This is a genomic window from Siccibacter turicensis LMG 23730 (genome assembly GCF_000463155.2).
GTDB lineage: Bacteria > Pseudomonadota > Gammaproteobacteria > Enterobacterales > Enterobacteriaceae > Siccibacter > Siccibacter turicensis.
Genome location: NZ_AWFZ01000028.1, coordinates 265,591 through 279,806 on the forward strand (window position 1 = coordinate 265,591; position 14,216 = coordinate 279,806).

The following is a 14,216-nucleotide window of genomic DNA, read 5'->3' on the forward strand; positions in this document are numbered from 1 at the left end:
ATTTTTGAATCGCTAAAATAAATGTTGCTCTACGCAATCTTTATTTTAAACGGAAAGAAAGTCAGCGCAGGGCATAAATAAAAAATATATCTTATGCCTGCACTGACTAACGCGTTAAATCACGGCGGTGGTAAGCCGCGCGGTACAGCAGAGCGCGCCCTGCTCGTCGACGATCTCGATTTGCCACACCTGGTGACGCCGCCCGGTGTGCAGCGCCCGGCAGATCCCGCGCACCAGCCCGCTACGCACCGAACGCATGTGGTTGGCGTTCACTTCCAGCCCCACCACATTCTGATCACCCTCGGTGCAGAGGTAGCCGGCAACCGAACCCAGGGTTTCCGCCAGCACCACCGACGCACCGCCGTGCAGCAGTCCGAACGGCTGATGGGTACGGCTGTCCACCGGCATGGTGGCTTCCAGCCGATCCTCCCCCAGATAGACAAAGCGGATGTCCAGTAAACCGGTCATGTTCCCGGCGGTCATGGCGTTTAACGCCTCAAGCGTGACGGTACGTTTCCACATTAGCCGATGATCTCCAGTAAAGCCTGTAAGGGGTGCCGCACCCCACTACCCTCAATACGTTTCACCTGGCTGCGGCAGGAGTAGCCGGTCGCGAGGCAGCGGTTGCGGGGCAGACGCTGAATCATCGGGTGCCAGGAGAGCTCATAGATGCCCAGCGAGCGGGTGTGATTGTTCACCTCATGCCCGTAGGTGCCCGCCATGCCACAGCAGCCGACGTTAACGTTCTCCAGCCGGGCGCCGAAACGGGCGAAGATGCCTGCCCACTGGGCGCCGGTAGCCGGCAAGGCGGTGACTTCCGTGCAGTGGCCGAACAGATACCAGGACTCGCCGCTTACCGGGCGCGGCTCCGGCGTGGTGACCGCCGCGGTTAACCACTCATGCACCAGCTGGACGTGGAAATCACCGCGCGCCGCGCCGAGGGTCTGCTTATATTCATCCCGGTAGCACAGCACCAGCGCCGGATCGACGCCGACCATCGGTATACCGGTGCGCGCCACCCGGTTCAGGAAGGTGGCGGTCTTCTGCGCGGTGCGGGCGAAACGCTGCAGGAAACCTTTAATGTGCTGCGCCTTGCCGTTAGGTGAGAACGGCAGCACCACCGGGTGATAGCCCAGCTTCTCCGCGAGACGCACAAAGTCCACCACCACCTGGGCATCGTAGTAGCTGGTGAAGGGATCCTGCACCACCAGCACGGTTCTGGCTTTGTCGTCGGCGCTCAGCGCTTCCAGCTGCTCCAGGGTGGTATTGGCCCAGGCGTGGCCGACGATCTGCTGTTGCAGCGTCGGCGTGGAGAGCAGCGGCAGATCGACCATGCCGATATGCTTTTCTGACAGCCGCTGCACCCAGGGCTGACGCAGGAAGAAGTTAAAGGTTTTCGGCGCGCGCGCCATCAGCGGGGCGTAGTTCTCCACCGTGGCGACCACGTGGTCGCGCATCGGGCGCAGATAGCGGGTGTGGTAGAGCTGCAAGAAACGCGAACGAAACTCCGGCACGTCGATCTTAATCGGGCACTGGGTGGAGCAGGCCTTACAGGCCAGACACCCGGACATCGCCTCTTTTACCTCGTGAGAGAAGTCATACTCCCCCCGGCGCGCATGCCACGAATTGCGGCTGCGCTCGATAAGCGTACGCAGGCTGGCGCGCTTCTCCGGCAGGTCTTTTTCCAGCTTCAGAGGATCGACCCCGCGGTCCGCCAGCAGACGCAGCCATTCACGCACCAGGGTGGCGCGGCCTTTCGGCGAGTGGATGCGCTCCCGGGTGATCTTCATCGAGGGGCACATCGGGCTGTTGGCATCGAAGTTAAAGCACAGGCCGTTGCCGTTGCACTCCATCGCCCCGCGCCATGAGGTGCGCACCGCCAGCGGGATCTGGCGATCGAAGGTGCCGCGCTTCACATCGTCCACCTTCATCATCGGCGCATCCACCCCGGCAGGCGCACAAATCTTACCCGGATTGAGTCGGTTGTGGGGATCGAAGGCGGCCTTTATCAGGCGCAGTTCGTGATAAAGCTCGGTGCCGAAGAAGGCCGGGCTGTACTCGGCGCGAAAGCCTTTCCCGTGCTCGCCCCACAACAGGCCGCCGTACTTCGCCGTCAGGGCCACCACCTCATCGGAGAGCCGCTTCATTAGCATCTCCTGCTGCGGATCGCACATATCGAGCGCCGGACGCACGTGCAGCACCCCGGCGTCAACGTGGCCGAACATGCCGTAGCTCAGGCCGTGGCTGTCCAGCAGCGCCCGAAACTCAACGATGTAGTCCGCCAGATGCTCCGGCGGCACGCAGGTATCCTCGGCAAAGGGGATCGGCTTCGCCAGCCCTTTGGCATTGCCCAGCAGCCCCACCGCCTTTTTGCGCATCGCATAGATACGCTCGATGCCGGTAATATCGCTGCACAGCTGCCAGCCGATAACGCCCGCGTGCCCGCCCGCCATCAGCGCGTCCAGCCGGCCGCACAGGCTCGCCACCTGGCCGTCGATCAGCGCTTCGTCGTCGCCGGCAAACTCAACGATGTTCAGGCCGAGCAGCGTCTTGTCCGGCACATCGGTAATAAGCTCCTTCACCGAGTGCCAGACAATATCTTCCCGCGCCAGATTGAGCACTTTGGAATCCACGGTCTCCACCGAGAGCGCGTTTGCCTCAACCATAAACGGGGCGTTGCGCAGCGCCGAATCAAAGGAGTCGTACTTGACGTTCACCAGGCGACGCACTTTCGGCAGCGGTGTAATGTTGAGCCGCGCCTCGGTGATAAACGCCAGCGTGCCCTCCGACCCGGTAAGAATGCGCGTCAGGTCGAACTGCGTCATCTCATCGTTGAACACGTGGCGCAGGTCATACCCGGTGAGAAAGCGGTTGAGCTTGGGGAAGCGTTCGAGAATCAAATCACGGTTGTCGCGGCAGCGCTCCAGCACGGTGCGGTAGATACGGCCGATCGCCGTCTCCTCGCGGCCCAGCACTTCCGCCAGCGCCACCGGCATCGCCTGGGTGTCGAGGATATCCCCTGACGCCAGTACGGCGCGCAGGCCCAGCACGTGATCGGAGGTTTTGCCGTAGACCAGCGACCCCTGCCCCGAGGCGTCGGTGTTGATCATCCCACCGAGGGTCGCACGGTTGCTGGTTGACAGCTCCGGCGAGAAAAAGTAGCCGAACGGCTTAAGATACTGGTTGAGCTGATCCTTGATCACCCCCGCTTCGACCCGCACCCAGCCCTGCTCGGTGTTAATCTCCAGAATGCGATTCATGTAGCGCGACAGGTCAACGATGATGCCGCGGTTCAGCGCCTGGCCGTTGGTGCCGGTGCCGCCGCCGCGCGGCGTGAACACCAGGGAGGCAAAGCGCGGTTCACCGGCAATGCGGGCGATAAGCGCCACATCGGCCGTGGAACGGGGAAAAAGGATGGCATCGGGAAGCAGCTGATAGACGCTGTTGTCCGTCGCCATCGTGAGCCGGTCTGCGTAGCTGGTGGCGGTATCACCGGTAAATCCCTGCTGCTCGAGCGCCTGTAAAAAGTTGAGCACCCGTTGAACCAGCCCCGGTGCCTGAGAAATCTGTGGGATCATTAGCCTGCGACCCTGCCTGACTGAACGTGTTATGAGTAAACACCCCGGCGTAGCGCGAAAGAGGCAGCCATCTCGGCGCTGATCTGCGCCGGAACGCCGCGTCGCCGCCGGAACGGTGCGAAGTTATCGTTTGCGTTGTGCATCGATGGTTGTATCACATTTTTTTCTTATACGCCCACCCGAAATAGAGGCAGAATCCACCTGTCAAAATACGCAGAAATCATCAATGATACTGCGCGACTCTTCTTGCGCCTGCGAGGGCGTTTATTAATAAGGTAACGGTGTTTATGGTAAAACTCACACAGCCCAAGGACGTGCCTCAGATCCTGCTGTCCGTGCTCTTTCTTTCGGCCATGATTATCGCCTGCGTGTGGATCGTGCAGCCGTTTATTCTCGGCTTCGCGTGGGCGGGTACGATCGTCATCGCAACCTGGCCGCTGCTGCTGCGTTTACAGCAGATCCTGTGGGGACGTCGCTCCCTGGCGGTGCTGGTGATGACGCTGCTGCTGATCCTGCTGCTGGTTATTCCGGTCGCCCTGCTGATTAACAGCCTGGTGGACAACAGCGCCCCGCTGGTCAACTGGGTGTCGTCAGGCCATATGGCGCTGCCGGATCTGGCGTGGCTGAACAGCATTCCGATGGTCGGCGCCAAACTCTATACCGGCTGGCATAACCTGGTCGACAGCGGCGGCAGCGCCATTATGGCCAAGCTGCGTCCCTACATCGGTACCACTACAACCTGGTTTATTGGCCAGGCCGCGCACATTGGCCGCTTCATGATGCACTGTGCGCTGATGCTGCTGTTTGCCGCCCTGCTCTACTGGCGTGGCGAGCGCGTGGCCCAGGGCTTCCGCCACTTTGCGACCCGTCTGGCCTCCACCCGCGGTGACGCGGCCGTGGTGCTGGCCGCGCAGGCTATTCGCGCGGTGGCGCTCGGGGTGGTGGTCACGGCGCTGGTGCAGGGTATTCTCGGCGGCATCGGGATTGCCATCGCCGGCATTCAGTACGCGACCATCCTTACGGTGGTGATGGTGCTCTCCTGCCTGGTGCAGCTTGGCCCGCTGCCGGTGCTGATCCCCTGCATCATCTGGCTCTACTGGAGCGGCGACACCACCTGGGGGACCGTTCTGCTGGTCTGGAGCTGCGTGGTCGGCACGCTGGATAACGTTATCCGTCCGGTGCTGATCCGTATGGGCGCCGATCTGCCGATGGTGTTAATTCTCTCGGGCGTTATCGGCGGGCTGATCGCGTTTGGCATGATTGGGCTGTTTATCGGTCCGGTGGTGCTCGCCGTCTCCTGGCGTCTGTTTTATGCCTGGGTACAGGAGGCACCCGCCCCGCAGGAGCCGGTGGACGCAGTAATGGAAAAAATAGCCGACGAGCAGGATGCCACGGCGAGCAAATAATAACGGAGGCGGGGAAACCCGCCTTATTGTTTAGCCTCGCTAATCATTTAATTAAGTAATTTCACTTAGCGCCGCGCTGTGCCTCACGTTTTTTCTCCCCACCTCCCGGAATAATTATCTTCCTTAAACTATTGAGAGGAATCTGATCGACGCATCAACGGGTCGATGGCTACTATTAGCCCAAGGTTATAAATCAACATCTTGATTTATAAGCATGGAAATCCCCTGAGTGAAACAATGAATTGCTGTGTGTAGTCTTTGCCCATCTCCCACGATGGGCTTTTTTTTATCCGCCAATCCGCTACACCCGTCACGAGCCGTTAATTTTACTTACGCAACGTTGTTATTCTGCGGGGCGGCATTGGTACGCCTGAAATAAAAAAGCCCTTCCCGAACGGGAAGGGCCAGTGCTTATTTTTTCAGCTCTGCCAGACTGAGCCAGGTCTGAACCACCGTATCCGGATTGAGGGACAGGCTGTCGATTCCCTCCTCCATCAGCCAGGCGGCAAAGTCCTCGTGGTCTGACGGGCCCTGTCCACAGATACCGACATATTTGCCCTGTTTTTTCGCGGCGCGGATCGCCATCGACAGCAGGGCCTTCACCGCGTCGTTACGCTCGTCAAACAGTTCAGACACCACGCCGGAGTCGCGGTCGAGGCCAAGGGCTAGCTGGGTCATGTCGTTAGAGCCGATAGAGAAGCCGTCGAAGTACTCAAGGAACTGCTCGGCCAGCAGGGCGTTGGACGGGATCTCGCACATCATGATGATTTTGAGACCCGCTTCGCCGCGCTTAAGGCCCTGGCGCGCCAGCTCCTCCACCACCGCTTTCGCCTGCTCCACGGTACGCACGAACGGCACCATGATCTCGACGTTGGTCAGCCCCATCTCGTTACGCACCCGCTTCACCGCCTGGCACTCCAGCGCGAAGCAGTCGCGGAAGCTGTCCGCCACATAGCGACCCGCGCCACGGAAGCCGAGCATCGGGTTCTCTTCGTGCGGCTCGTAGCGCTCCCCGCCGACCAGGTTGGCGTATTCGTTCGACTTGAAGTCAGAGAGACGCACGATGACGCGCTTCGGCCAGAACGCGGCCCCCAGCGTCGCGATCCCTTCGGTCAGACGCCCGACGTAAAACTCGACCGGGTTGTCGTAGCCTTTCATCATCTCGCGGATCTCGTTTTGCAGCGCCGCCTCCTGCTGGTCGAACTCCAGCAGCGCGCGCGGGTGCACACCGATCATGCGGTTGATGATAAATTCCAGTCGCGCCAGGCCCACCCCTTCATTCGGCAGACAGGCGAAGTCAAAGGCGCGGTCCGGGTTACCGACGTTCATCATCACTTTCAGCGGCAGGTCAGGCATGGTATCGACGCTGGAGCTTTTGACGCTGAAGTCCAGCAGTTCGTCGTAGACGTAGCCGGTGTCGCCTTCGGCACAGGAGACGGTCACCTTGTGCCCCTCGTGCAGGCGTTCGGTGGCGTCGCCGCAGCCGACCACCGCCGGGATGCCCAGCTCACGGGCGATGATCGCCGCATGGCAGGTACGGCCGCCGCGGTTGGTGACGATGGCCGACGCCTTTTTCATGATCGGTTCCCAGTCCGGGTCGGTCATGTCGGTAACCAGCACGTCGCCCGGCTCGATGCGGTGCATCTCCGCGATGTCGTGGATCACTTTCACCGGGCCGGCGCCGATGCGGTGCCCGATAGCGCGGCCTTCGGCTACGATTTTGCCCTGAGCATGCAGGGTGTAGCGCTCCATCACCTGACCGCGGGAGCGCACGGTTTCCGGGCGCGCCTGCACGATGTAGAGCTTGCCGGTGTGGCCATCTTTCGCCCACTCGATGTCCATCGGGCGACCGTAGTGTTTCTCAATGATCACCGCCTGCTTCGCCAGCTCCTGCACCTCTTCCGGGGTGATACAGAAGCGATCGCGCTCGTCCTGCGGGACGTCTTCGATGCGCACCTGTTTGCCGTGCTCCTGAGTCGGGGCGTAGACCATGCGGATTTTTTTCGAGCCCATAGTGCGACGCACGATGGCCGGTTTACCCGCGGCGAGGCCAGGTTTGTGAACGTAGAACTCATCCGGGTTCACCGCGCCCTGCACCACCATCTCGCCCAGACCGTAGGCTGCGGTGATAAACACCACCTGATCGAAGCCGGATTCGGTATCGATGGAGAACAGCACCCCGGAGGCGGCGAGATCCGAGCGCACCATACGCTGGACGCCGGCGGAAAGCGCCACGCCGCGATGATCGTAGCCCTGATGGACGCGATAGGAGATGGCACGGTCGTTGAACAGCGAGGCGTAGACGTGCTTAACCGCCACCATCACCGCATCAATGCCCTGCACGTTAAGGAAGGTTTCCTGCTGGCCGGCGAACGAGGCGTCCGGCATGTCTTCGGCGGTGGCGGAGGAGCGCACCGCAAACGAGGCGTCGCTGTCGTCGGCGGAAAGCGTATTGTACGCCTCGCGAATCGCCTCTTCGAGTTCCGGCTGGAACGGCGTCTCAACGATCCACTGGCGGATTTGCGCGCCCGCTTTTGCCAGCGCGCTGACGTCGTCGATATCGGTTTTATCGAGCAGCTCGTATATACGCTGGTTTACGCCGCTCTGGTCGAGGAACAGATTAAACGCCTCGGCGGTGGTCGCAAAGCCGCCCGGCACCGAAACGCCAGCGTCGGACAGGTTGGTAATCATCTCACCGAGCGAGGCATTTTTCCCCCCCACTCTGTCCACGTCATTCATGCCGAGTTGGTTATACCAGAGAACCAGTGGTGCAGAGCCATTATTGGACATCGAAACAATCCTTTTTTTGCCATACCTGTTTGCAGCGCACGCTTCTGCTTTCGCCGGGCCTGCACGCAGAACGGGTATATAAATGAACGGGTATAAGAAAGACCTGACAACGCATTTAGCCTGGCATAATTAACCGGCCCCGAAAAACGGTGAATCGTTCAAGCAATCACAAAAATTATTTTTTCGACCAATTCTGAGTATTATTTAACTTGTTGATTATGCTGAAAGCATCGGGCCAGCGTCGGGTTACGCTGCCTCAGGAAAAATGAACAGTGCTTTTCATTAAAAATAAAAACAGCATTTCATTTTATAAATTAAGATTAGTGCCAGACTCACCGAGAGGCGTTTAATTTATGCTTTCAGGAATTTATCCCCGGCCACAGGATCAGAAAATGGAAAATGCAGTCGATCGCCACGTATTTTATATTTCCGACGGCACCGCCATTACGGCAGAAGTATTAGGCCATGCGGTGATGTCGCAGTTTCCGGTGACGATCAACAGCATCACGCTGCCGTTTGTCGAGAACGAAAGCCGCGCCAAAGCGGTGAAGGAGCAGATCGACGCCCTTTACCAGCAGACCGGGCAGCGCCCACTGGTGTTCTACTCCATCGTGCTGCCGGAGATCCGCCGCATCATCCTGCAAAGCGAGGGCTTCTGTCAGGATATCGTGCAGGCGCTGGTGGCCCCGCTACAGCAGGAGATGAAGCTGGACCCGACCCCGGTGGCCCACCGCACCCACGGCCTTAACCCCGGCAACCTGATCAAGTACGACGCGCGTATCGCGGCGATTGATTACACCCTCGCCCACGACGACGGTATCTCGATGCGCAACCTCGATCAGGCGCAGGTGATCCTGCTGGGCGTGTCGCGCTGCGGTAAAACCCCCACCAGCCTCTATCTGGCGATGCAGTTTGGTATCCGGGCGGCAAATTACCCCTTTATTGCCGACGACATGGACAACCTCAACCTGCCGGCGGCGCTCAAGCCGTTACAGCACAAGCTGTTCGGGCTGACCATCAACCCCGAGCGGCTGGCCGCTATCCGCGAAGAGCGTCGGGAGAACAGCCGCTACGCCTCGCTGCGTCAGTGCCGCATGGAAGTGGCCGAAGTGGAAGCGCTCTACCGTAAGCACCAGATCCCCTACCTCAACAGTACCAACTACTCGGTAGAGGAGATTGCCACCAAAATCCTCGACATCATGGGACTGAGCCGCCGCATGTACTAACAGACTAGTACAAGATCGCATTTCGCGTTAGAATGGGGATATGGATGGGCTAAGTGACACCGTTTCCAGGGTTGAATTCAGCATGGATTGGTTTATCGTGATGCCCATCACTTTCCGGCACGATGCCGTGAGAGCCACACTTTTCGAGATATCCCATGACGAAAACTGACGAACTGCGTACCGCACGCATCGGGAGTCTGGTCACCCCAGGCGAGCTGGCGCAGCGCTTCCCCGTATCACCCACCCTTGCGGAGCACGTCCTGACCTCGCGCCGCCGCGTCGAGAACATCCTTAAAGGCGAGGACCCGCGCCTGCTGGTGATTATTGGCCCCTGCTCGATTCACGATCTGGATGCGGCGATGGACTATGCGCGCCGTCTGCAGGGCCTGCGCGAAAAATACAGCCACCGCCTCGAGCTGGTGATGCGCACCTACTTTGAAAAGCCGCGTACCGTGGTGGGCTGGAAGGGGCTGATCTCCGATCCCGATCTCAACGGCAGCTACCGGGTGAACGACGGCATCGAGCGCGCGCGCCGCCTGCTGCTGCAGGTTAACGAGCTGGGCGTGCCCACCGCCACCGAGTTCCTCGACATGGTGACCGGCCAGTACACCGCCGATCTCATCACCTGGGGGGCGATTGGCGCCCGTACCACCGAGAGCCAGATCCATCGGGAAATGGCCTCGGCGCTCTCCTGCCCGGTGGGCTTCAAGAACGGCACCGACGGCAACACCCGCATTGCGGTGGACGCCATTCGCGCCGCGCGCGCCAGCCATATGTTCCTCTCCCCGGACAAAAACGGCCAGATGACCATCTACCAGACCAGCGGCAATCCGTACGGGCACATCATTATGCGCGGCGGTAAAACGCCGAACTATCACGCCGCGGATCTCAGCGCTGCCTGCGCCGCGCTCGGCGAGTTCGGTCTGCCGCAACATCTGGTGGTGGATTTCAGCCACGGCAACTGCCAGAAGCAGCATCGCCGTCAGCTTGAGGTCTGCGAAGATATTTGCCAGCAGATACGCAGCGGGTCCCGCGCGGTGGCCGGCATTATGGCGGAGAGCTTCCTGGAGGAAGGCACTCAGAAGATTGAAACCGGTAAGCCGCTGGTCTATGGCCAGTCGATCACAGACCCCTGCCTGGGCTGGGAGGATACCGAAACCCTGGTATCGATGCTGGCCGAAGCGGTAGAGAGCCGCTTCTGAGCACACGCCCTCGCGGCTGACACACGTTTTCCACGCCTGTGACACTCATCACCCCCTGCCCGGCTCGCCGGACAGGGGTTTTTATTGCCCGTCAGCTCGAACAGCTTACTTCCAGACGTTTGCCCCATTCCGGCGGCCGCTGCGAAAAATCATCGTCGCGATCGGCCCACGGATTTTGCAGGGCGTCGATAAGCCGCGCCAGCTCGGTAGTGTCGTCCAGCTCTGCGCCGGCGATTGCCCGCTGTGCCAGCCAGTTGCGCAGCACCACCGACGGGTTGGTGCGCTTCATGCGCGCCTGACGTTCGCTGTCGTCGATGCCGTCGCGCGCCAGGCGTGCGCGGTAGTCCGTAAACCAGGCATCAAACCCGGCGCGATCGATAAACTCGTCGCGCAGCGGTGAGGCGCTGCTGGCCTGTTCGCTCTCGCTCAACAGCCGGAAGGTGCGCGTCCAGTCGCTGCCCTCGCGGGCCATCAGCGCGGTCAGGCCGCTGAGCAGCGCGTTATCGTCCTGCTGCTCGGTATAGAACCCGAGCTTGCTGCGCATCAGCCGCCCGTAGTGACGCATTAGCGCAGGCTGATAGCGATCAAGCGCGGCGTTGAGGGCATCCACCTCGATAAACGGTGACAGCGTCTGGGCCAGCCGCTGGAGATTCCACAGCCCAACCGCCGGCTGGTTATCGAAGGCATAGCGCCCCTGATAGTCAGAGTGGTTGCAGATATAGCCCGGCTGGTAGTCGTCCAGGAAGCCGTAGGGGCCGTAGTCGATGGTCAGCCCGAGGATCGACATATTATCGGTGTTCATCACGCCGTGCGCGAAGCCTACCGCCTGCCAGTGGGCAATCAGCGACGCGGTGCGATCCACCACATCGTTAAACCACAGGGCGTAGCGGGCAACGTCCTCCACCAGCTGTGGCCAGTGATGGGCAATCACATAGTCTGCCAGCTGCTGCACCTTTTCCGGCTCGCGGCGGTAGTACCAGTGCTCGAAGTGGCCGAAGCGCACGTGGCTCTCGGCGATGCGCATCAGCATCGCGCCGCGCTCCGGGGTTTCGCGCCGCACCGGCGTGTCGCTGGTGACGATAGAGAGCGCCCGGGTGCCGGGAATGCCGAGGTAATGCATTGCCTCGCTGGCGAGGTATTCGCGCACTGTGGAGCGCACCACCGCCCGGCCATCGCCCATGCGCGAGTACGGCGTCAGCCCGGCCCCCTTCAGGTGCCAGTCCATTTTGCGGCCATCGGCCAGGCGCTGCTCGCCCAGCAGAATGCCGCGCCCGTCGCCAAGCTGTCCGGCCCAGACGCCGAACTGATGCCCGCTGTAGACCTGCGCCAGCGGCGCCATGCCGGGCAGCAGCGTTTCGCCGCTCCACACCGCCGGGCTGTCAAACAGCGTTTCGGGGATAGCCAGCTCCGCCGCCAGTTCGCGGTTATGCCATAGCAGACGGCTGTTGGTCAGCGGTTGCGGGCGAAGCGCACTGTAGAAGCCCGGCAGTTCGTCATGCCAGGTGTTGGTAAAGGTTAACGTTTGGGTCATAACACCTCCTGCAGTAAGTGTAGTGCCTGTTAGCGCTGGCAAACACGGTATAACTGCAGGGTTATTGGTGGGGTGCCTCAAGCAGAGTGGCGAGCGCCTCCGGTTCAACCGGCGGCCAGAGGGTGCCCTGCATGGCGCTGAAGCCCAGGGCGTACGCCCGTCGCCGGGACTCGTCACTGTCGATACCGGAGATCATCAACCCGTCGCACAGCGGAGAAATCTGCGAGACGATGGCCTGCATAAAAGGTTCAAAGGCAGGGCCACTGATAAGCCGCAGCACGAAGGCGCGATCCAGGATCACGCGGTGAAACAGCCTGTCGGTAATCGACCGGGTGGTGGCGATGCCGGCCCCGAAATTGCTCAGCGTCAAAGTAAAACGTTGAGCAAGCTTACTCAGCGTCTGATTTTCACGTCCAAGATTAATTTCAGGGAAATTCTCATTAATTGCCAGCTCAAGAAAAGGTAATGCGGAAATTCGCCGGGCAAGCGCCTCGTCATTCAAAATTGCCCCTGCGCTTTGCACGTCAATATTTATCCACGCCACCAGCTGGTTATTAATGAAAAAAGATTTATGCGCTTCCAGCAGCGTCAATTTTTCCTTAAAGAAGATGACATGCTGTTCATCGCTAATATGGGGGATAACCAGTTCCGTTGGGATGCGAACGCCGCTTTGCGGATTAGAAAAATGCGCAATAACCTCCGCGCCGACCAGTGCCCCGCGGCCTGTCCGGGCCGGGCACATCAGCAGCTGAGAGCGGTAGTCTGCATCAAACGTAACGATCATCGGGTATCCCCACGGAAAACGTGTTGAAAATAATCCTGACGTAATATGCGTTACGGTTCAACCACCTAGAATTAAGAGCCTTTCTTTTTTCGCCGTTTCGCTGATCATTTAAGATTATTCTCCGCATTTTAAACGGATAAGGCGCGTAAAAAAACAACGCTTACTTTATTTCTTACCATTTGAAACGATCGTAAAAAAATGATGACTGCTAATTATTTTATGCCAATGCGTATTTACTCATAATAGTCTGATTGCCGAAACGATTAAATACCGTTATATCCTCCGGTAATGCATAAACGCGCGCGGTGCCTGTGCTGCACCGCGCGCCGCATTAACTAGCGGTTAAACTGCGGCAGGTAGTCGCGGTTCAGCGTCAGCACTTCGTCCAGCAGGGCGCTGGCAGTGGGCGCATCGCCCACTAAAGGGTTGGTCACCAGCGCCAGCAGCCCGGCGTCTGCATCCCCCTCCACCGCCGCCTGAATCGTCAGCCGCTCATAGGTTTTGATCTGGGTGGTCAGGGCGTGCATTGACGCTGGCAGCGCGCCGAAGGTCAGCGGATGCGCCCCGGCGCCGTTTACCAGGCAGTTGGTCTCTATCACCGCATCGTCCGGCAGCCCCTGAATGGCCCCCCGGTTCGCGGTGTTCACTACCAGCTCTGCGCCACGATCGTTGTAAATCGCATCGATCAGCTCCAGCGCGACCTTTGAGTAAAACGCCCCGCCGCGAAAGCTGAGCTGTTCCGGCTTGTGGTTGAGCGCCGGATCGCGATAGAGCGCAAACAGCTCCTCTTCCACTTTCATCACCTGCTCGGCGCGGGTGCCCTGGGCACGGGCCGCCTCCTGCTCCTCACGCAGCATCTCGCGGCTGAGATAGAAGTAACGGTGATAGGGACAGGGGATCGCCCCCAGGGCGCGCAGCAGCGGTGCAGGCCACGGCATCTCTTTGATGTTGTTCATGGTCATCACCGCGCCGTTGCACAGCATCTCCAGCACCTGCTGCGTGCGGTTCTCGCCGCGCACGTATACCTCATGCACCCAGACCATATGGTTCAGCCCGGCAAAGCGCAGCCGGACGTCCTCCTCCGGCTCTTCCATCATGCCCGCAATCATGTGGTGCATGGCGACCGGCACATTGCACAGGCCGATGATTTTCGCGCGCGTGTGGCGCTGCACCGCCTCGGTGACAATGGCCGCCGGATTGGTGAAGTTGATTATCCAGGCGTCAGGGGCCAGCGCGTCGACGCGCCGGGCGATGTCGAGCAGCACCGGGATGGTGCGCAGCGCCTTGGCGAAGCCGCCTACGCCGGTGGTTTCCTGACCGATAAGGCCGTATTTCAGCCCCAGGCGTTCGTCGGCGGCGCGCGCCGCTAAACGCCCGACGCGCAGCTGGGTCAGGACAAACTGCGCCCCGCGTATCGCCTCATCCGGCGCATAGTGTACCGACACCTTCACCGCCTCCAGCCCGTTCTGATCCAGCATGCGTCGGGTCAGGGCGGCGATGGTTTCCACCTTGTCGCGCCCGGCCTCGATGTCCACCAGCGCCAGTTCGCGCAGCGGAATGCTCGCCCTTCGGGCCAGTAAACCTTCGATGAGCTCCGGCGTGTAGCTGCTCCCGCCGCCGAAAACGGCAATCTTAATCCCCTGCTGTTCCATGTTTTCTCCTGAAGTGTCCGTGGAAGGCGCCGTGGGCGCTGACAAAG

9 protein-coding genes and 1 other RNA gene are annotated in these 14,216 nt (G+C 60.3%); 4 read left to right on the forward strand and 6 right to left on the reverse strand.

Going from position 1 to position 14,216, the window contains the following annotated elements; all coding sequences use genetic code 11:
* Positions 1–114: 114 nt before the first annotated feature.
* Both menI and ydiJ read right to left on the reverse strand, forming a co-directional pair.
* The gene (gene menI, locus DW58_RS05695) at positions 115–522 is read right to left on the reverse strand and encodes a 1,4-dihydroxy-2-naphthoyl-CoA hydrolase (protein WP_024548990.1); all 408 of its coding nucleotides are present in this window, start codon (positions 520–522) and stop codon (positions 115–117) included.
* Complete coding sequence (ydiJ, locus tag DW58_RS05700; RefSeq protein WP_029592589.1) at positions 522–3,578, reverse strand: D-2-hydroxyglutarate dehydrogenase YdiJ; 3,057 nt, start codon at positions 3,576–3,578, stop codon at positions 522–524. The genes menI and ydiJ overlap by 1 nt, the downstream gene beginning before the upstream one ends.
* A 287-nt stretch (positions 3,579–3,865) precedes the next feature.
* On the opposite strand from ydiJ, the gene ydiK reads away from it, so the two are divergent.
* On the forward strand, positions 3,866–4,984 hold the full coding sequence (gene ydiK, locus DW58_RS05705) for an AI-2E family transporter YdiK (RefSeq protein WP_024562690.1): 1,119 nt from the start codon (positions 3,866–3,868) through the stop codon (positions 4,982–4,984).
* A gap of 182 nt (positions 4,985–5,166) precedes the next feature.
* An RNA gene (gene rprA / locus DW58_RS19960) (antisense sRNA RprA) lies at positions 5,167–5,274 on the forward strand.
* 121 nt (positions 5,275–5,395) lie between these two features.
* On the opposite strand, the gene ppsA is transcribed toward rprA, so the two are convergent.
* Complete coding sequence (gene ppsA / locus DW58_RS05710) at positions 5,396–7,774, reverse strand: phosphoenolpyruvate synthase (protein WP_024549355.1); 2,379 nt, start codon at positions 7,772–7,774, stop codon at positions 5,396–5,398.
* 392 nt (positions 7,775–8,166) lie between these two features.
* On the opposite strand from ppsA, the gene ppsR reads away from it, so the two are divergent.
* Both ppsR and DW58_RS05720 read left to right on the forward strand, forming a co-directional pair.
* Positions 8,167–9,000 (forward strand): posphoenolpyruvate synthetase regulatory kinase/phosphorylase PpsR, encoded by an 834-nt coding sequence (gene ppsR / locus DW58_RS05715; RefSeq protein WP_024549354.1) that lies wholly within the window; start codon positions 8,167–8,169, stop codon positions 8,998–9,000.
* 155 nt (positions 9,001–9,155) lie between these two features.
* Complete coding sequence (locus DW58_RS05720) at positions 9,156–10,202, forward strand: 3-deoxy-7-phosphoheptulonate synthase (protein WP_024549353.1); 1,047 nt, start codon at positions 9,156–9,158, stop codon at positions 10,200–10,202.
* Positions 10,203–10,293: 91 nt separating this feature from the next.
* Here the strand turns inward: DW58_RS05720 and selO are convergent, their stop codons facing one another.
* The 3 genes from selO to DW58_RS05735 form a co-directional block, all read right to left on the reverse strand.
* Complete coding sequence (gene selO, locus DW58_RS05725) at positions 10,294–11,733, reverse strand: protein adenylyltransferase SelO (RefSeq protein WP_024549352.1); 1,440 nt, start codon at positions 11,731–11,733, stop codon at positions 10,294–10,296.
* Between the two features lie 61 nt (positions 11,734–11,794).
* Positions 11,795–12,517 (reverse strand): EAL domain-containing protein, encoded by a 723-nt coding sequence (locus tag DW58_RS05730; RefSeq protein WP_024549351.1) that lies wholly within the window; start codon positions 12,515–12,517, stop codon positions 11,795–11,797.
* 335 nt (positions 12,518–12,852) lie between these two features.
* Positions 12,853–14,169: a 6-phospho-beta-glucosidase gene (locus tag DW58_RS05735; protein ID WP_024549350.1), complete on the reverse strand. Its 1,317-nt coding sequence runs from the start codon at positions 14,167–14,169 to the stop codon at positions 12,853–12,855.
* Positions 14,170–14,216: the final 47 nt, after the last annotated feature.